The sequence below is a fragment of the Janibacter sp. CoH_79_TC_3 genome (genome assembly GCF_058197955.1).
In genome coordinates this window covers 69,700-84,267 of the sequence record NZ_JBXWIV010000003.1, presented here as the reverse complement: position 1 = coordinate 84,267, position 14,568 = coordinate 69,700, and the positions used below count along the sequence as shown (strand labels likewise).

At 42.0% G+C, this 14,568-nt stretch carries 12 protein-coding genes; 8 read left to right on the top strand and 4 right to left on the bottom strand.

All coding sequences use genetic code 11. The features are described 5' to 3' along the window. The first annotated feature begins 220 nt into the window (after nucleotides 1-220). The 6 genes from AC2FA3_RS04430 to AC2FA3_RS04405 all read left to right on the top strand — a co-directional run bounded on the left by AC2FA3_RS04430 (nucleotide 221) and on the right by AC2FA3_RS04405 (nucleotide 5,709). The gene (locus tag AC2FA3_RS04430; RefSeq protein WP_490508501.1) at nucleotides 221-829 is read left to right on the top strand and encodes a rhomboid family intramembrane serine protease; all 609 of its coding nucleotides are present in this window, start codon (nucleotides 221-223) and stop codon (nucleotides 827-829) included. 175 nt (nucleotides 830-1,004) lie between these two features. Further along, entirely contained in the window at nucleotides 1,005-1,976 is a 972-nt protein-coding gene (locus tag AC2FA3_RS04425; RefSeq protein WP_490508500.1) for a metallophosphoesterase, read from the top strand. A gap of 116 nt (nucleotides 1,977-2,092) precedes the next feature. Continuing rightward, entirely contained in the window at nucleotides 2,093-2,653 is a 561-nt protein-coding gene (gene purE / locus AC2FA3_RS04420) for a 5-(carboxyamino)imidazole ribonucleotide mutase (protein WP_490508499.1), read from the top strand. Nucleotides 2,654-2,937: 284 nt separating this feature from the next. Beyond that, entirely contained in the window at nucleotides 2,938-4,314 is a 1,377-nt protein-coding gene (locus AC2FA3_RS04415; RefSeq protein ID WP_490508498.1) for a 5-(carboxyamino)imidazole ribonucleotide synthase, read from the top strand. After that, nucleotides 4,314-4,763: a YaiI/YqxD family protein gene (locus AC2FA3_RS04410; RefSeq protein ID WP_490508497.1), complete on the top strand. Its 450-nt coding sequence runs from the start codon at nucleotides 4,314-4,316 to the stop codon at nucleotides 4,761-4,763. The genes AC2FA3_RS04415 and AC2FA3_RS04410 overlap by 1 nt, the downstream gene beginning before the upstream one ends. A 307-nt stretch (nucleotides 4,764-5,070) precedes the next feature. Beyond that, nucleotides 5,071-5,709 carry an NAD(P)H-binding protein gene (locus AC2FA3_RS04405; RefSeq protein ID WP_490508496.1) on the top strand — a complete coding sequence of 213 codons (639 nt, stop codon included), beginning with the start codon at nucleotides 5,071-5,073 and terminating at the stop codon, nucleotides 5,707-5,709. A gap of 111 nt (nucleotides 5,710-5,820) precedes the next feature. On the opposite strand, the gene epmA is transcribed toward AC2FA3_RS04405, so the two are convergent. The 3 genes from epmA to AC2FA3_RS04390 form a co-directional block, all read right to left on the bottom strand. After that, a complete protein-coding gene (gene epmA / locus AC2FA3_RS04400) occupies nucleotides 5,821-6,846 on the bottom strand; it encodes an EF-P lysine aminoacylase EpmA (RefSeq protein WP_490508495.1) in 1,026 nt (341 codons plus the stop codon). 90 nt (nucleotides 6,847-6,936) lie between these two features. Next, entirely contained in the window at nucleotides 6,937-8,082 is a 1,146-nt protein-coding gene (locus tag AC2FA3_RS04395; RefSeq protein ID WP_490508494.1) for a 4-phosphoerythronate dehydrogenase, read from the bottom strand. A 96-nt stretch (nucleotides 8,083-8,178) separates the two neighbouring features. Beyond that, nucleotides 8,179-9,339, bottom strand: coding sequence for an AI-2E family transporter (locus tag AC2FA3_RS04390; RefSeq protein WP_490508493.1), 1,161 nt, complete (start codon nucleotides 9,337-9,339; stop codon nucleotides 8,179-8,181). Between the two features lie 945 nt (nucleotides 9,340-10,284). On the opposite strand from AC2FA3_RS04390, the gene AC2FA3_RS04385 reads away from it, so the two are divergent. Both AC2FA3_RS04385 and paeA read left to right on the top strand, forming a co-directional pair. Beyond that, nucleotides 10,285-11,988 (top strand): NAD+ synthase, encoded by a 1,704-nt coding sequence (locus tag AC2FA3_RS04385; protein ID WP_490508492.1) that lies wholly within the window; start codon nucleotides 10,285-10,287, stop codon nucleotides 11,986-11,988. 303 nt (nucleotides 11,989-12,291) lie between these two features. Then, nucleotides 12,292-13,569, top strand: a complete 1,278-nt coding sequence (paeA, locus tag AC2FA3_RS04380) for a polyamine export protein PaeA (protein WP_490508491.1) — start codon at nucleotides 12,292-12,294, stop codon at nucleotides 13,567-13,569. 91 nt (nucleotides 13,570-13,660) lie between these two features. On the opposite strand, the gene AC2FA3_RS04375 is transcribed toward paeA, so the two are convergent. Beyond that, entirely contained in the window at nucleotides 13,661-14,440 is a 780-nt protein-coding gene (locus AC2FA3_RS04375) for a YggS family pyridoxal phosphate-dependent enzyme (protein ID WP_490508490.1), read from the bottom strand. Nucleotides 14,441-14,568: the final 128 nt, after the last annotated feature.

Here is a 14,568-nt window from a genome sequence, read left to right as displayed (position 1 = left end):
TTACTTAGTTGCCTGTTGCGCTGTTATATTATTCAATATAAACGATTATTAAAGCATAATTTTGTCGTCTATTGGTTTTTTGCCTTAGCATCACTGTTGGTTTCAGCTTTTGCTATTTATCAGCAACCATATTTAGCTATTACTTATCCAACTTATTTGGTCTTTAAGCACTACGCTCTATAACAATGCCCTCTATCAGGCTCGGCCTAAGGACTCTCCTTTGTTTAACCATACGACGCTTATTATCATCATTACCGTTATTGTCAGTCTACTGGCGTGGCAAAACAAAACCTTGTTTAATCGGCTGATTTTTTATCCACCAGCGGTGAATAATGGTCAATGGGATCGCTTTGTGACCCATGGTTTTATTCATGCTGATGCAATGCATCTGCTGTTTAATATGTTCACCCTATACTTTTTTGGTCGTGCGATCGAAGGTCTGTATCAGCCATTTTTATTCGGTTATGGTTTCGTGGTTTTTTATGTATTGGCGATCGTTGTCGCGATGATTCCAAGCTATATTAAAAACAAAAATAGTGCCAGCTATCTAAGCCTTGGAGCGTCAGGCGGCGTATCGGCGGTACTGTTTGCTTTTATTCTACTAGCACCGTGGGAAAAGATTTATCTATTTGCCGTTATCCCTATTCCAGCGATATTGTTTGCGGTTGCTTACGTTGCTTATAGTATTTACGCCGATAAACGTGGTGGCTCAAATATCAATCATATGGCACACATGTGGGGCGGCGCGTTTGGGATAGTTGCAACTATTATTTTAGAGCCTCAAGTTCTACCGCACTTTTTAAATGCGCTATTATCTCCTGAATTTTAGAGTTTTCTATTAAAAATAATTAATAAAACTAAGTAATAAAAATTAACCGTAAAAATTGAAATAAAAGCTTGGTTTATAAGAGCAGCTTAATGAATTAAGCAATGATTAATTAATGTAGTTTGATGTTTTACGTAGATTTATATTTAACAAAATATTTAAGAATTTGATAATTATTATGATTATAGATGTTATTGGTGATATTCACGGTTATGCAGACAAGTTGGTGGGTTTGCTAAAGCAGTTAGGCTATGTGCATAACGGCAACCATTTTGTACCGCCATCCGGTCATCGGGCGCTATTCATTGGTGATTTCATTGACCGTGGGCCGCAACAAGTAGCATCGCTAGAGATTGTGTTTGCCATGTTAGATGCAGATGTTGCCGATGCGGTGATTGGCAATCATGAATACAATGCATTAACCTTTGCCATGCCTGACCTAGAACAACCTGAGCCTGAGCGCTATTTACGCTCACATAGCGCTGTTCATGTGCGCCAGCATGAAGCGTTTTTAGCCGAAGTACCCTTTGGCTCGGAAGCGCATCAATATTGGCTACAGCGCTTTTATGAGATTCCATTGTGGTTGGAGACTGACTATGCTTGCTTTGTACACGCTTGCTGGGATGTCGATAGCATGGCGGTATTGAAGCCGCTCTTGACTGCCGATAATTGCCTGACGTCTGCAGCGGTCATTGCTACGGCGCAAAAGCCTAGCCCTGCTTATGAAGCGCTTGAGCGCGTGCTAAAAGGCGTAGAAACCGCATTACCCGATGGTTTAGTCATGGTCGATAAAGATGGTGCAGCGCGCTCGCAAGTACGCGTACGCTGGTGGCTTGATGAGCTGAATAAACGCACCATTCACGAGATTGCCCGTGCACCCAACTCAGGATTGGCGCAAATACCAAGTGATGCCCTAGCGGAAAATATCGAGTTTGCCCTTAAAACCCATAAACCGGTATTCGTTGGTCATTATTGGCTGACCGGTACACCGAAACCCCTTAGCCCGCAGGTCGCTTGTACCGATTATTCAGCAGCGATTGATAGTGGTTATCTGACCTGCTATCAGCTCGATACCGAGCAACCATTACCACTAAAAGCTTATAATTTCGTACAGTATCGCCATGATGAAGACCCAAAAAGAGATACATAAAAAAGATAAATGTATAAAATCAGCGTTATTTGGCTAGCTTTGCTATTAAACAGCAAACTTGGCTTTACGAAGGCAGCAAAACTTTTGTATGATGGTCTTTTTGAGGATATCAAAGCATGAGCACTCCATCGGTTACGGTTAACCCTGTTGAGCAAAACAGCCCAATCACTTCTCCTGCTGGTCAGCCAAAAGTAGGTATTATCATGGGCTCGCAGTCGGATTGGACAACCATGAGTGCAGCAGCGCAATTACTTGCCGACTTTGATATCGCCTTTGAATGTGAAGTGGTGTCAGCGCATCGTACCCCTGATAGATTGTTTGATTACGCCAAAAGTGCTAAAGGTAACGGCTTGCAGGTGATTATCGCTGGGGCTGGCGGTGCGGCTCATCTGCCCGGTATGTGCGCCAGCCAAACGCCGCTACCTGTCTTTGGCGTGCCTGTTAAATCATCAATGCTCAGTGGTTGGGATAGTCTACTCTCTATCGTGCAAATGCCAAAAGGCGTGGCCGTTGGAACCTTAGCGATTGGTGCGGCTGGCGCCTATAACGCTGCTCTCCTTGCCATTCAAGTACTTGCCTTGCACGATGAATCGATTGCGACTAAGCTTGATAACATGCGTCAAGCGCAAACTGATACCATCCTTGCCAGCCCAACACCCGGTATTATTAATCAATAAAGTAAGTAAACTCAGCCAGATTGCGTTAAGTTTTGACAAAAGACTATTAGCAGAACTGCAATATTAACCAAGAAATATTAAGCGCAATCATCTGGTTTTTAAATCTCAATATCAAACCTAACAAGCAATGCTCTAAACTTGATATTTTTGATCAGATGCGTTCTACTAAATACAAGGTGCATACAGTGCACCTTTTCCTATTTTACTAGCATAAGTTTTATCCCGTAAGTTTTAGATATTAATACTCAAAACCCCTTATTCATTTTTAATGTAAAGAGCCTGCCATGACTACAGCGAACGCTTATCCTGTTACCCAAACCATTCGTACCATCGGTATTTTAGGCGGTGGTCAGCTTGGTATGATGCTCGCCGAAGCCGCCATGCCGCTCGGTTATCAATGCGTATTTTTAGAAGACAATGCTGACTGCCCTGCCAGCCTATATGGCAAAGTCTTTCATAGCGAGCAATTAGAAGCATTTATTGCGGCAGCTGACGTCTTTACCTTAGAGTTTGAAAACACGCCTACTGCCACAGTTGAGCAATTGGCTAGCCTATCAAAATCTGGTAGCAAACAAGGCATGTTTCCGCCACCGATTGCCCTTGATATCGCCCAAGATCGCTTAAAAGAAAAAGGCATGTTTAACGAGCTTGATATCGCAACCGTACCATTTATGGCGGTCAATTCTGAAGCAGAATTGAAGCAAGCTTGCGACGAGCTAGGATTGCCTATCGTCCTAAAGACCAGCCGCGGTGGTTATGACGGCAAAGGTCAGTTCGTTATTAGAGAAGAAAGCGATATTAACTCAGCTTGGCATGAGCTTAAAGATGCGCTTAGCGGCAAAGGCACACTGACGCCAACGCCTGCGCCACTTATTGCAGAAGGCTTTATTAACTTTAGCCGTGAATTATCTATCATTGCTGCACGCGCCCAAAATGGTCAAGTACGCTGCTATGATTTGGTCGAAAACCATCATCATAACGGCATATTAGCCAAAACCCGCGCGCCTGCCGTTGGTACTAGCAATTTGTTTCAACAAGCAACCGATGCCATTACCACTGTGATGAATCATCTAGGTTATGTTGGTGTGATGGCGCTTGAGTTATTTGTGAGTAAAGATACTCGTGGCAACGACTATCTGCTTGCCAACGAGATTGCCCCGCGCGTCCACAACTCTGGACATTGGAGTATTGAAGGCGCGATTACCAGTCAGTTTGAGAACCATATTCGCGCGGTGGTCAATCTGCCACTGGGCGATACCGATAACGTCCACCCAGCGATTATGTTGAATGTGTTAGGTCAATATCCTGATATCAGCGCGGTGTTAAACATAGATGGTGCGCATTATCATAGCTACCATAAGGCTGAACGTGAAGATCGTAAGATTGCGCATATTACTCTGATGCCAAACGACGTTGCTGACTTAGATATTGCCCTTGCTAAACTGGTTGCTGTGCTGCCTAATAAAGTCGGTCTTGATAAAAAGTTAGCGCCTACGGTTACCGAGAACCAAGCAAAAACACTAGAGCAAACAGCCAGCACGGAAACTGACCAAGCTGCAGAAGATGCTATCCATGTTAAAGAGAGCCAACCAGAGGGTTTAGGAGATATAGACCAGCTATCAAACGACCAGCTATCAAATACAGATAAGGCTCAGAAATAATGCAGATTTGGGTAGATGCTGATTCAGTGCCTCTGATTGCCAAAGACTTGATTATCAAAACGGCTGAACGTACGCAAACCATGGCGATATTCGTCGCCAATCAGCCTATTAAATTACGCAAATCACCGCTGCTCGTCATGACAGTGGTGCAATCAGGGTTTGATAAAGCCGATGATTATATCGTTGAGCAAATCCAGCCTGGCGATTTGGCCATCACTAGCGATATCCCTTTGGCAAATGATATTTTAGATAAAGGCGGGATGGTTTTGACCACCCGTGGTATGGTCTATGATAAAAACAATATCAAGCAAAAGCTCAATATGCGCGATTTTATGGATACCATGCGTGGTACGGGCGTGCTCGAGCTACAGGAAATGAGTGGGCAGAAACCTTATGGCGACCGCGATAAAAAAGCCTTTGCTGATGGTCTTAATCGCTTAGTACGTTAACTGGTACTTTAATTTCCTTACTTATTATTTGGCATCTATTCTTTCTAAGCCTTGTTATAAATTTTTTATTCTTATAAAGAACAGTTTTTATAAATAGCAATTTTTATAGAGAGCAATTTTATAAAGAACAGGCTTGCAAACCGTATACACTCCATAACCAAACACCATGCAAACGGCACCCTTCATAACGAAGTGTGTTCGTCATTCTTGTTACCCTATATGCAGCTTTTAAAGTAATCAGTTTTTGAATAATTGGTTTTAAGATAACGTTAATGTATATAAAACGCATATAAAAACAGGAATGATAATGAAAATATTAGTGATTGGTGCCAGTGGTCGAGTGGGTACAGATTTGGTCAAGCAGTTATTAGCCGATGACCATCAAGTGATAGGCACAACCCGTCAAGATGAAAAACTATTTAATGATGACAATTATAGTCAGTTAGATTTAGATATTACTGCTGAAAAAGACGCGATTCAACAGAAAATCGAGCAAGATATCGATGCTGTCTATTTTGTTGCAGGTTCTGGTGGTAAAGATGTCTTAGAAGTTGATCTACATGGTGCGGTTAAAACCATGCAGGCAACAGAAGCTAAAGGTATCAAACGCTATATCATGCTAAGCACAGTGTTTTCATTAGACACCAGCAAATGGAACAACCCTGGTATTTCTGACTTAAAAGAATACTATATCTGTAAGCATTACGCTGATCAGTGGCTGGTTAATAATAGCAACCTTAATTACACTATCGTGCAAGCAGGTGCGCTAAAAGAGCGTGCAGCAACGGGTAAAATCACTATCAATGATGACAATGCGGGTGAAAACTCAATTGAAGATGTGGCTACAACGTTAGCTGCAGTACTTAATGCCAATAATACGACTAAGAAAGTCTTTAGCATGCACAATGGTGAAACCGCCATTGATGAAGCACTTGCTAAACTGTAATAAAAAAATAGTATAAGAATAAAAAAAGCGCGTAAGCCTTCCGGTTTACGCGCTTTTCTCTTATAGATTATTTAAAAATTAACGGTTACGTTAAACGATATCAAAGAGCAACTAAGCCAAGCCACTAGGAAAAGGAATCACGTCCTCTAAGCTGCTAGCGCCTGTGATGACCATCAGCAATCTATCAATACCAACCGCGATACCGCTGCAGGAGATTAAATCATCAGATGCCGCTAATAAATGCTCATCGATTGGCATTTGTGGCAAGTTATGATGCTGACGCAATTGATTGTCGCACTCAAAGCGTTCTCTTAACGCCTGCCCATCTGCCAGTTCATCATAAGCATTGGCAATCTCAATACCATTAATATAAAGCTCAAAGCGCTTAGCAACGGTATTACCTTCTTTATCCAAAGCTGTTTTCGCCAATGCAGCAGTTGCAGGTGGGTATTCTATAATCAACGTCGGCAAATCATGACCCAAATTCGGCTCGACGGCATGACTAAACAGTAAATCTAACCAGCTTTGACGAATATCTGCTTCGTTATTGATTGCACCACTTTCTGTACTATTAAAGTTAAACCCTGTCAAACCTTTATCTTCTGCCACGGCTTGTAGTGCCGCAATACTGGCAGTCAGCGGATGAATACCAACAAAATCCATAAAGGCATCGACGTAACGGTAATGACTCAGCACAATCGGATAGCCATAAAGCGCTTCCAGTAGCTCGCCCAATTCAGCGGCCATATCATCTAGGCTATAGTTCGGCTGATACCATTCAAGCATAGTAAATTCAATATTGTGGCGGACGCCTATCTCATTATCACGAAATACCGGACAGATCTGATAAATGGGAACCTGCCAGCTGGCAAGTAGGCGCTTCATGGCAAACTCAGGCGAAGTATGCAAATAATAGGTACAAGGTTTATCTTGGTAAGTAACCTGCGCCGCTACTGACTGCAAAAAAGTATCGGTATTGCCTGCTTGTGATAACAAGGGCGTCTGCACTTCAAGCACTTGACGCGTGGCAAAAAACTGCCGAATATCACTGATAAATTGCGCACGTTTTTGTGCCATTGATACGGTTATGGTCGGCGCATAGCTAGGTTTCAAAGAAGAATTACTTGCTTGGTTCATTATTATTTACTGTCATTTAAGAATAAAAAATGGAGTTTAAATGGGTGTTTTAGACTTTAAGAATGCCTGACCTTTAAAACTGCCTAACTTTTACGATTGCCATTCACGGCGTAAATGATAATCTCGGCGCAATTGATCAAAGTCGGCACCCTTTACTTGACCATCAGCTAACTTGCTTCGCAGTGCAGCATCATCTTGCATAATGTCATAAAACTTAAGCAGCCTTTCGGGATGTCCCTTTAGCTCAGACCATAAAAACATATTGAGTGGTAATAGTGTGTGCATAGACTGCACAGGGCTGACCGCCAGTTTCTCACAGAGCGCATCATAGATAATTTGCGTACCACGTAGCTTACCTTCGACCGTATAACCGGCGATATGCGGAGTCGCAATAGCAAGTTTGGATAGCAACTGCTCAGAAATTTCTGGCTCATGCTCAAACACATCAAGCACCACTTGGCGTCCAGTACACTTAATATCTGCTTCTAAATCACGCGCATTAATGACGGGTCCGCGCGCGCTATTGATTAATAAAGTCTCTGACGGCATTGCATCTAATGCATTTTTATCGATTAGATACCGTGTTGGATAATCGCTACCACTCGGGTGAGTATCATTCCTCTTATCAGTCAATGGCACATGCAAGCTAATCACATTACTTTGGCTCAATACTTGATCAAAGCTGGCGTTATTAATATTCGATGCAGGCAGTAGCGGATCGTAACCCATTACTTGCCAACCTAAATCATGGGCATATTGAGCAAGAGTACTGCCAATGTTGCCCAGTCCGATAATACCCAGTGTTAATGACGGCATAGATTGCTGCCAATACTGCGGGCGCAAGGTTAAAATAGCGGTTAATACATATTGCGCAACCGAATGCTTACTACAGCCTGCGGCATTGGCAAAGGTTATATTACGCGCTGCCAAGTAGTCTTGATCGACATGATCAATACCGATCGTTGCCGAACCAACAAATTTAACACTGTTATTCTCTGCCAATAGCGCCTCGCTAACTAGCGTCACCGAGCGTATCAATAGCACGTCAGGCTGACACTCTGCAATCAGTTGCGCATTGATATCACGTCCAGCGACGGCAATAATGTTCACCGTGCGTTTAGTCTCTTGCCCAAGCGTCGATGCATTAAAAAATTCATCGAGACTGGCAATATTGCTATCGGCAACGATGGTCAGAGGACGAATATTTTCATTAGTCATAATGCTGGCATTAGGCATCTTTAAACATCCCTATTTATAAAGGTTTATTATCAATAATCGAATTATTAGAACCGTATATTTTTATGACGAACTTTATGCATTTCTCTTTTGAATTTATAAGTTGTCAGTGGAAGCGATTGTTTCATCTTCACTTTGCACATCAACTTTAGGTAACTTTCGACCGTCAGCCAACATCACTTCATGCTCAGCAAATAATTCATTCTTATGCTGCGATATCCATTCACGCCATACTGCAAGGCCGATTGCCAATACCACAGGACCGATGAATAACCCGACAAAACCAAACGCCGTCAGACCGCCCAATACTCCGATAAAAATAATGATAAAAGGGATTTTGGTCGCGCCACTGATGACGATAGGACGGATAAGATTATCAACCCAACTGATGACCAATATGCCCCAAAGGCCTAAACCGATACCTTCTACGGTATGGCCTTGGCTTAATAACCAAATAGATACTCCGCCCCAAACAAACGGCGTGCCAAAGGGAATTAAAGCAATGATAAAAGTGACGATAGTCAGTAAAATAGGACTTGGCGCACTAGCGAAATAATAACCAATACCAGCGAGGAGTGCTTGTGCCAACGCGGTTAGGCCAATCCCATAGACTACTGCGCGTGTGGTCGTACCGACCGAATCAATATAACCATCGATGCGATTGCCAATAACATTGCGTAGCGCTTGACGGATTTGACGTACCAAACTTGTGCCATCACGATAAAAGAAAAACAGTGTCATCAGCGCCATGCCAAGCTTAGCCAAACCACTGAATACCACATCAAATGCCACTTTGCCATAATATAGATGCGACTGTACCCACAGACGAAATGCTTCTAACGTCCCTTCAGGATTCTTATTGATTCTCCATAGCACATCTTTGACTTGCTGACCGATGATTGGCAAGTCCTTTATCGAGTCAGGCACGTCTAAATAGCCAACTTTGATACGATAGACTAAATTAGTAATCAAGCTTAGCGCTTCTTGTTGCAAGATAAAAACACCGACGACGAGCGGCACACCGATCATAAGTATGATGCTCACCGTCATAATGGCGGCGCTAAGATTTGAGCTAAAACGAACTCGTTGATGAAAAAAATTATAAATAGGAAAGGTGACGTACGCTAAAATTGCTGCCCACAGCGCCGGTACAATAAAAAACTGTACGACTTGGAAACACAATACAATCAGCACCACTAGCAAAGTAATGGCCAATAAGCGCTGAATAATAAATTCTTTTGTCCAGTTTTCGATCATAGCGTATAAACCAAGAGCGGGCAGCACACAGCCAATTCGGCTCTGCTGTAACGTTTATAAATAGGTGGATAGAAATCACAGATTATGTCCATCATCTATATCCATTAGCGAGTATTTTGCAGTGTAAATTTTGAGCAATAGGTTTGGTTAATAAGTTAGGCGTAAAGTAGTTGCGACAAATAACGCTACCGTACCATAGAGCGCTCTGACAAACACCTTAATCAGCTATAAAAACAGTATTAATCTACAAAAATTGCTTTAGGTGATGAAAACGGTATTTATTCGATATCCGCCTACATTATCCATCTATATTTACAGCGTAAAACCAAACCATAGCAACGGCTTATTATGCCTCAAAGCACGCTAGATAAATAAGGCTATGTTGTAATCTTTACTTACAATTATCTGTACGTAGTAGGCACGAATATTGATATTTACTGTTGGAAGTCATCAAGTAAAACCATTCCTTTAAAACAATAGCTATTTATCGCCTTTTTTCTTTTTCTACTGACTTCTACTGTAATGACTGGCGCGCTAAATCAATGCTCAGTTCTATTTGTACGGACAATTGATGTTATACTAAAGGGATTAATTTGAACGCTTAAATGCTGCCAAGTTGGTATGACGTTATTTATTTTTGTCATTATCAACCGTAGCGTTTTGAAAATCACCTCTTACAATCCTTATTTGCCCCCTACTCTAAACGGTCTTAATAATTTGCCTTTTAGAGCAGCGTTGCATATTTTGGTATTGTCGATGCGCATTGTATTAATGCCTATCCAAGCGTTGCGCTTAGCATAGATTCACTATTCAAGAATCGTGTTTTGAGAGCATGAGTATATACTTATATTTTGCATTAATTTTAAAAACTATTTTGATCTGGTTTTATCTGAAACCAAGACGGATTCAACACATTTAAATAACCTATTGATAGGAACAATAACAATGTCAAAAGACACTACAAAAGATACTGATAACCCCAATTTTACTGCCTCAAATGATGCCAATACGGCATCTAAACCGCAAGATAGCGTGACTTTTGCGCTAGCACAATCCCATTTTTTAGTGGGCGATATCACTGCCAATGCTGAAAAAATGCGCACCCTTGCACTACAAGCCCGTGAGCAAGGCGCGGATGTCATTATATTCCCAGAGTTAGGATTATTGGGCTATCCACCGCAAGATTTGTTGCTACGCCCAAGCTTATCGGGTCGTATCAAAAGCGCACTATCAAGCTTGAGTGATATCGATGATATCGTGATGATTGTAGGCTACCCGCATGTTGATCATCACGGCACTTTTAACTCAGCAGCCATTTTGCACAACGGTCATCAAAAAGGTTTTTATCATAAGCAAATCTTGCCAAACTACGGCGTATTTGATGAGCGTCGTTATTTCGATAAAGGTCGCAATCAAGTATTGTTTGATTATAAAGGCATTACCATTGGTCTGCTTATCTGCGAAGATTTGTGGGAAAAAGGTCCGATTGCCGAGCTTAAGAAACAAGGCGCCGACCTAATCGTGAGCTTAAATGCTTCACCGTTTGAGATTGAAAAACAAGACAACCGCAAAACCATGCTGGCCAAACGTAGCCGCGAAAACAATTTACCTATCATTTATCTAAATGCCGTTGGCGGTCAAGATGATTTGGTCTTTGACGGTGGCTCTATGGCGGTTCAAGCCGATGGCAGTGTTGCACATGAAGCGTCGCGCTTTATGAATCAGCTCATGCTAGCGAAATTTGACGTGAAAACTGCAAAATTTGATACGCAAGCAAAAACGCCTTTATCATTGAGCCGTGAGTCGGAGATGTACCAAGCGCTGGTCGTTGGTCTACGTGATTACGTCAATCTTTCTGGATTCACTGGCATTATCGTTGGTTTATCAGGCGGTATTGATTCAGCCTTGACCTTGTGTATCGCTGTCGATGCGCTAGGCGCTGATAAAGTCTATGCGGTGATGATGCCGTACGAATATACCTCACAAATCAGCTTAGAAGATGCGCAAGCACAGGCCCGTCGCTTAAACGTTTCTTATACGGTCTGCCCAATTTTTGATGCGGTTGAAGGCATCCGTCATACCTTAGCGCCATTATTTAATAAATCACCTGCTGATACCACCGAAGAGAATATCCAAGCGCGCGCACGCGGTGTGGTGCTAATGGCATTGTCTAATAAATTTGGTCACTTGGTCATCACCACCGGTAATAAGTCAGAGTTAGCGGTTGGTTATTCAACTTTATATGGCGATATGGCGGGCGGCTTTGATGTGCTAAAAGACGTTTATAAATCGCAAGTATATAAACTTGCCAGCTACCGTAACCGCTTGGAAGATACGCCGGTTATCCCTGAGCGTGTGATTACGCGTCCACCATCGGCTGAGCTGCGTCCTGATCAAAAAGACCAAGACAGCCTGCCTGACTATGATGTCCTAGATGGTATCTTAATGTCGTATATTGATGAAGACATGGGTTACCAAGATATCGTCGATAAAGGCTTTGATGCTGACTTGGTCGCCAAAGTCATTAAAATGGTTGATAACAGCGAGTACAAACGCTCGCAAGCACCGATTGGCACCAAAATTAGCCATAAAGCTTTTGGTCGTGAGCGCCGTTATCCACTGGTGAATAAATGGTCAATCAAAGGCTAAGCTTTAATACCAGATTTATCCTTATAGCCTTTTAGATAGACTATTATTTTTTGGATTAACGGCTATTTTAGATTACACCCTAAAAGGTTGGATAAGTTTAAGTTTTCATAACACTTTATATAATATCATTAAAGTGTTTTATAATTAGCTGGGTGCTTCTTACCCAGCTTTTTTAGTTTTTATCGATAAATATTTTCGTTATCTACTAACGTTTCTAAATATTCATACATAGTTTCTTACTTCTCATTATTCCAACTATTATTTTTGATTTAACTACCTTACCTATTTTTATCCGAGTCCTTCATGAGTTTGCTAACCGCTACTATCTTCCTTCTTTTATTACTTACCTTGAGTGCTTTTGTCTCTGCCGCCGAGATTGCCATCGCTGCTGGTCGCAAGATTAAGCTCCAAATCATGGCAAAAGAAGGTGAAGTCCGCGCCCTTGATGTCCTGCATATGCAAGAAAATCCTGGTGGATTTATTACTGTGGTGCAAGTCGTACTTAACGCCGTCGCCATTTCAGCAGGTGCGGTTGGTGAGTCAGCCATTAGCCCTTATTTGCAGCTATTGATCAAGCATGAAGCGGCGGCATCCGTTATCTCATTTGTCCTTATTACCAGTTTGTTTTCCCTACTTGCTGATTTGATGCCTAGGCGCTTGGCGATGTCTAATGCTGAAATCTTTGCTGTGCGACTGGTACGCCCTATGATGGCGTTGACTTTTATTTTTAAGCCGGTTATTTGGGTCTTTGATGGCGCCGCAAACCTTATCTTTGAGCTTTTTAATATATCAACCATTCGCCAAGATGACATGACTCCAGAAGATATTTATGCCGTAATGGACGCTGGCGCTGAAGCCGGTGTGCTCAAAAAACAAGAGCACCATTTGATCGAAAACATCTTTGAGATGCAAGAGCGTACCGTCACCTCAGTGATGAATCCGCGTGAGCATATCGTCTATTTTGATAGCAAGACCAGTACAGAAGAAGTGGTTGAGGTGATGATTGCGCAGCCGCATAATAAGTTTTTGGTCTGTGAGGAAGACGACTTAGAGCAGATTATCGGTTATGTAGAGTCGCGCAGCTTTTTAGCCTTAGTACTTAACCAACAAGAAGTCAGCTTAACTAACAAAGCGCTATTAAAACCGGCGTTATTTGTACCCGATACTTTATCTTTGTTTGAAGTGTTAGAGATGTTTAAATCGACCGGCGCTGACTTTGCCGTTATCGTTAATGAATATGGCTTGGTGGTTGGCGTCATTACCCTACGCGATGTGATGAGTATTGTCATGGGTGAGCTGGTGACCGTTGAAGAGCAGCCTATTGTACAGCGTACGGATAATTCTTGGCTTATCGATGGTATGACGCCCATTGAAGACGTTATTCGGGCGCTAGATATTGTTAATTTACCGCGCAGTCAGAACTATGAAACTATCAGCGGCTTTATGATGTATATGCTGCGCAAAATTCCTAAAAAAACCGATACCATCGAATACGCCAATTATCGTTTTGAGATTATCGCTACCGACAATCTTAAAATTACCCAGCTACTTGTCACCAAACTTGAAGAGCCCGTTAAATAGAAAGTGTTTTTTAAGTTTGATATTTAGTTATTGATAAACTGAGTTAGTGTTGACTAAATGACTTAATACTAAATTAATGCCAAGCTTAAAATCAGGCACGTGCCCCAAATATCGCCGTGCCGACGCGTACCATGGTCGAGCCATTGGCAATGGCTGCACTCATATCGCCACTCATACCCATGCTCAGCGTATTCCAATGCTGCAACTCTGGATGCTCAATCTTGATATCTTCAAATAATTGCTTGGTTCGAGCAAAGGCATCGGTGTTGGCTTTTGACGGTATAATCATCAAACCACGCAATTGCAAACGCTCGTAATGTTTAATCACGCTTATCAATTCGGGTAGCTCGGCTGGCAAACATCCTGATTTGCTGTCTTCAGTATCGATATTAACTTGTATCAGCACATTAAGGGGCGACAGCTCAGCGGGGCGCTGTTCATTGAGGCGCTTAGCAATAATCTCACGCTCCAGCGTTTGCACCCAGTCAAAATGCTCAGCGATATCTCGCGTCTTATTGCGTTGAATACTACCAACATAATGCCACATAATATATTCACATTCTGGCTGCCCTCGTAAAACTTGTATCTTTTTAAGCGCTTCTTGCAGATAATTTTCACCAAAATCGCGCTGCCCTTGACGCGCTAATGTCGCAATCATCTCAGCAGGCTTGGTTTTAGATACTGCCAATAAAGTGACTTCATTATTCTCCCTTGTTGCTTGTTCACACGCCTGCGCTACTTGTTTATTAACTTGCTGCCAACTTTTAATTAAACTTACATTATCGATGTTACTTTCATCATTTTGCATGGCAAACGAAGTCACATCAGCGGATGTGTTATTTTCATTGGTACGCTTAGAGGTATCATTCATAAAAGGCTCACGGAGATAAATAATAGAATAATTTTTATTATAAGTAACTTTTAGTTTAAAAAATTATACCTTAATAAAGAAGATAATAACCTTGCATAAAAGCCTGAAAAATGAAGCTACATTATTTT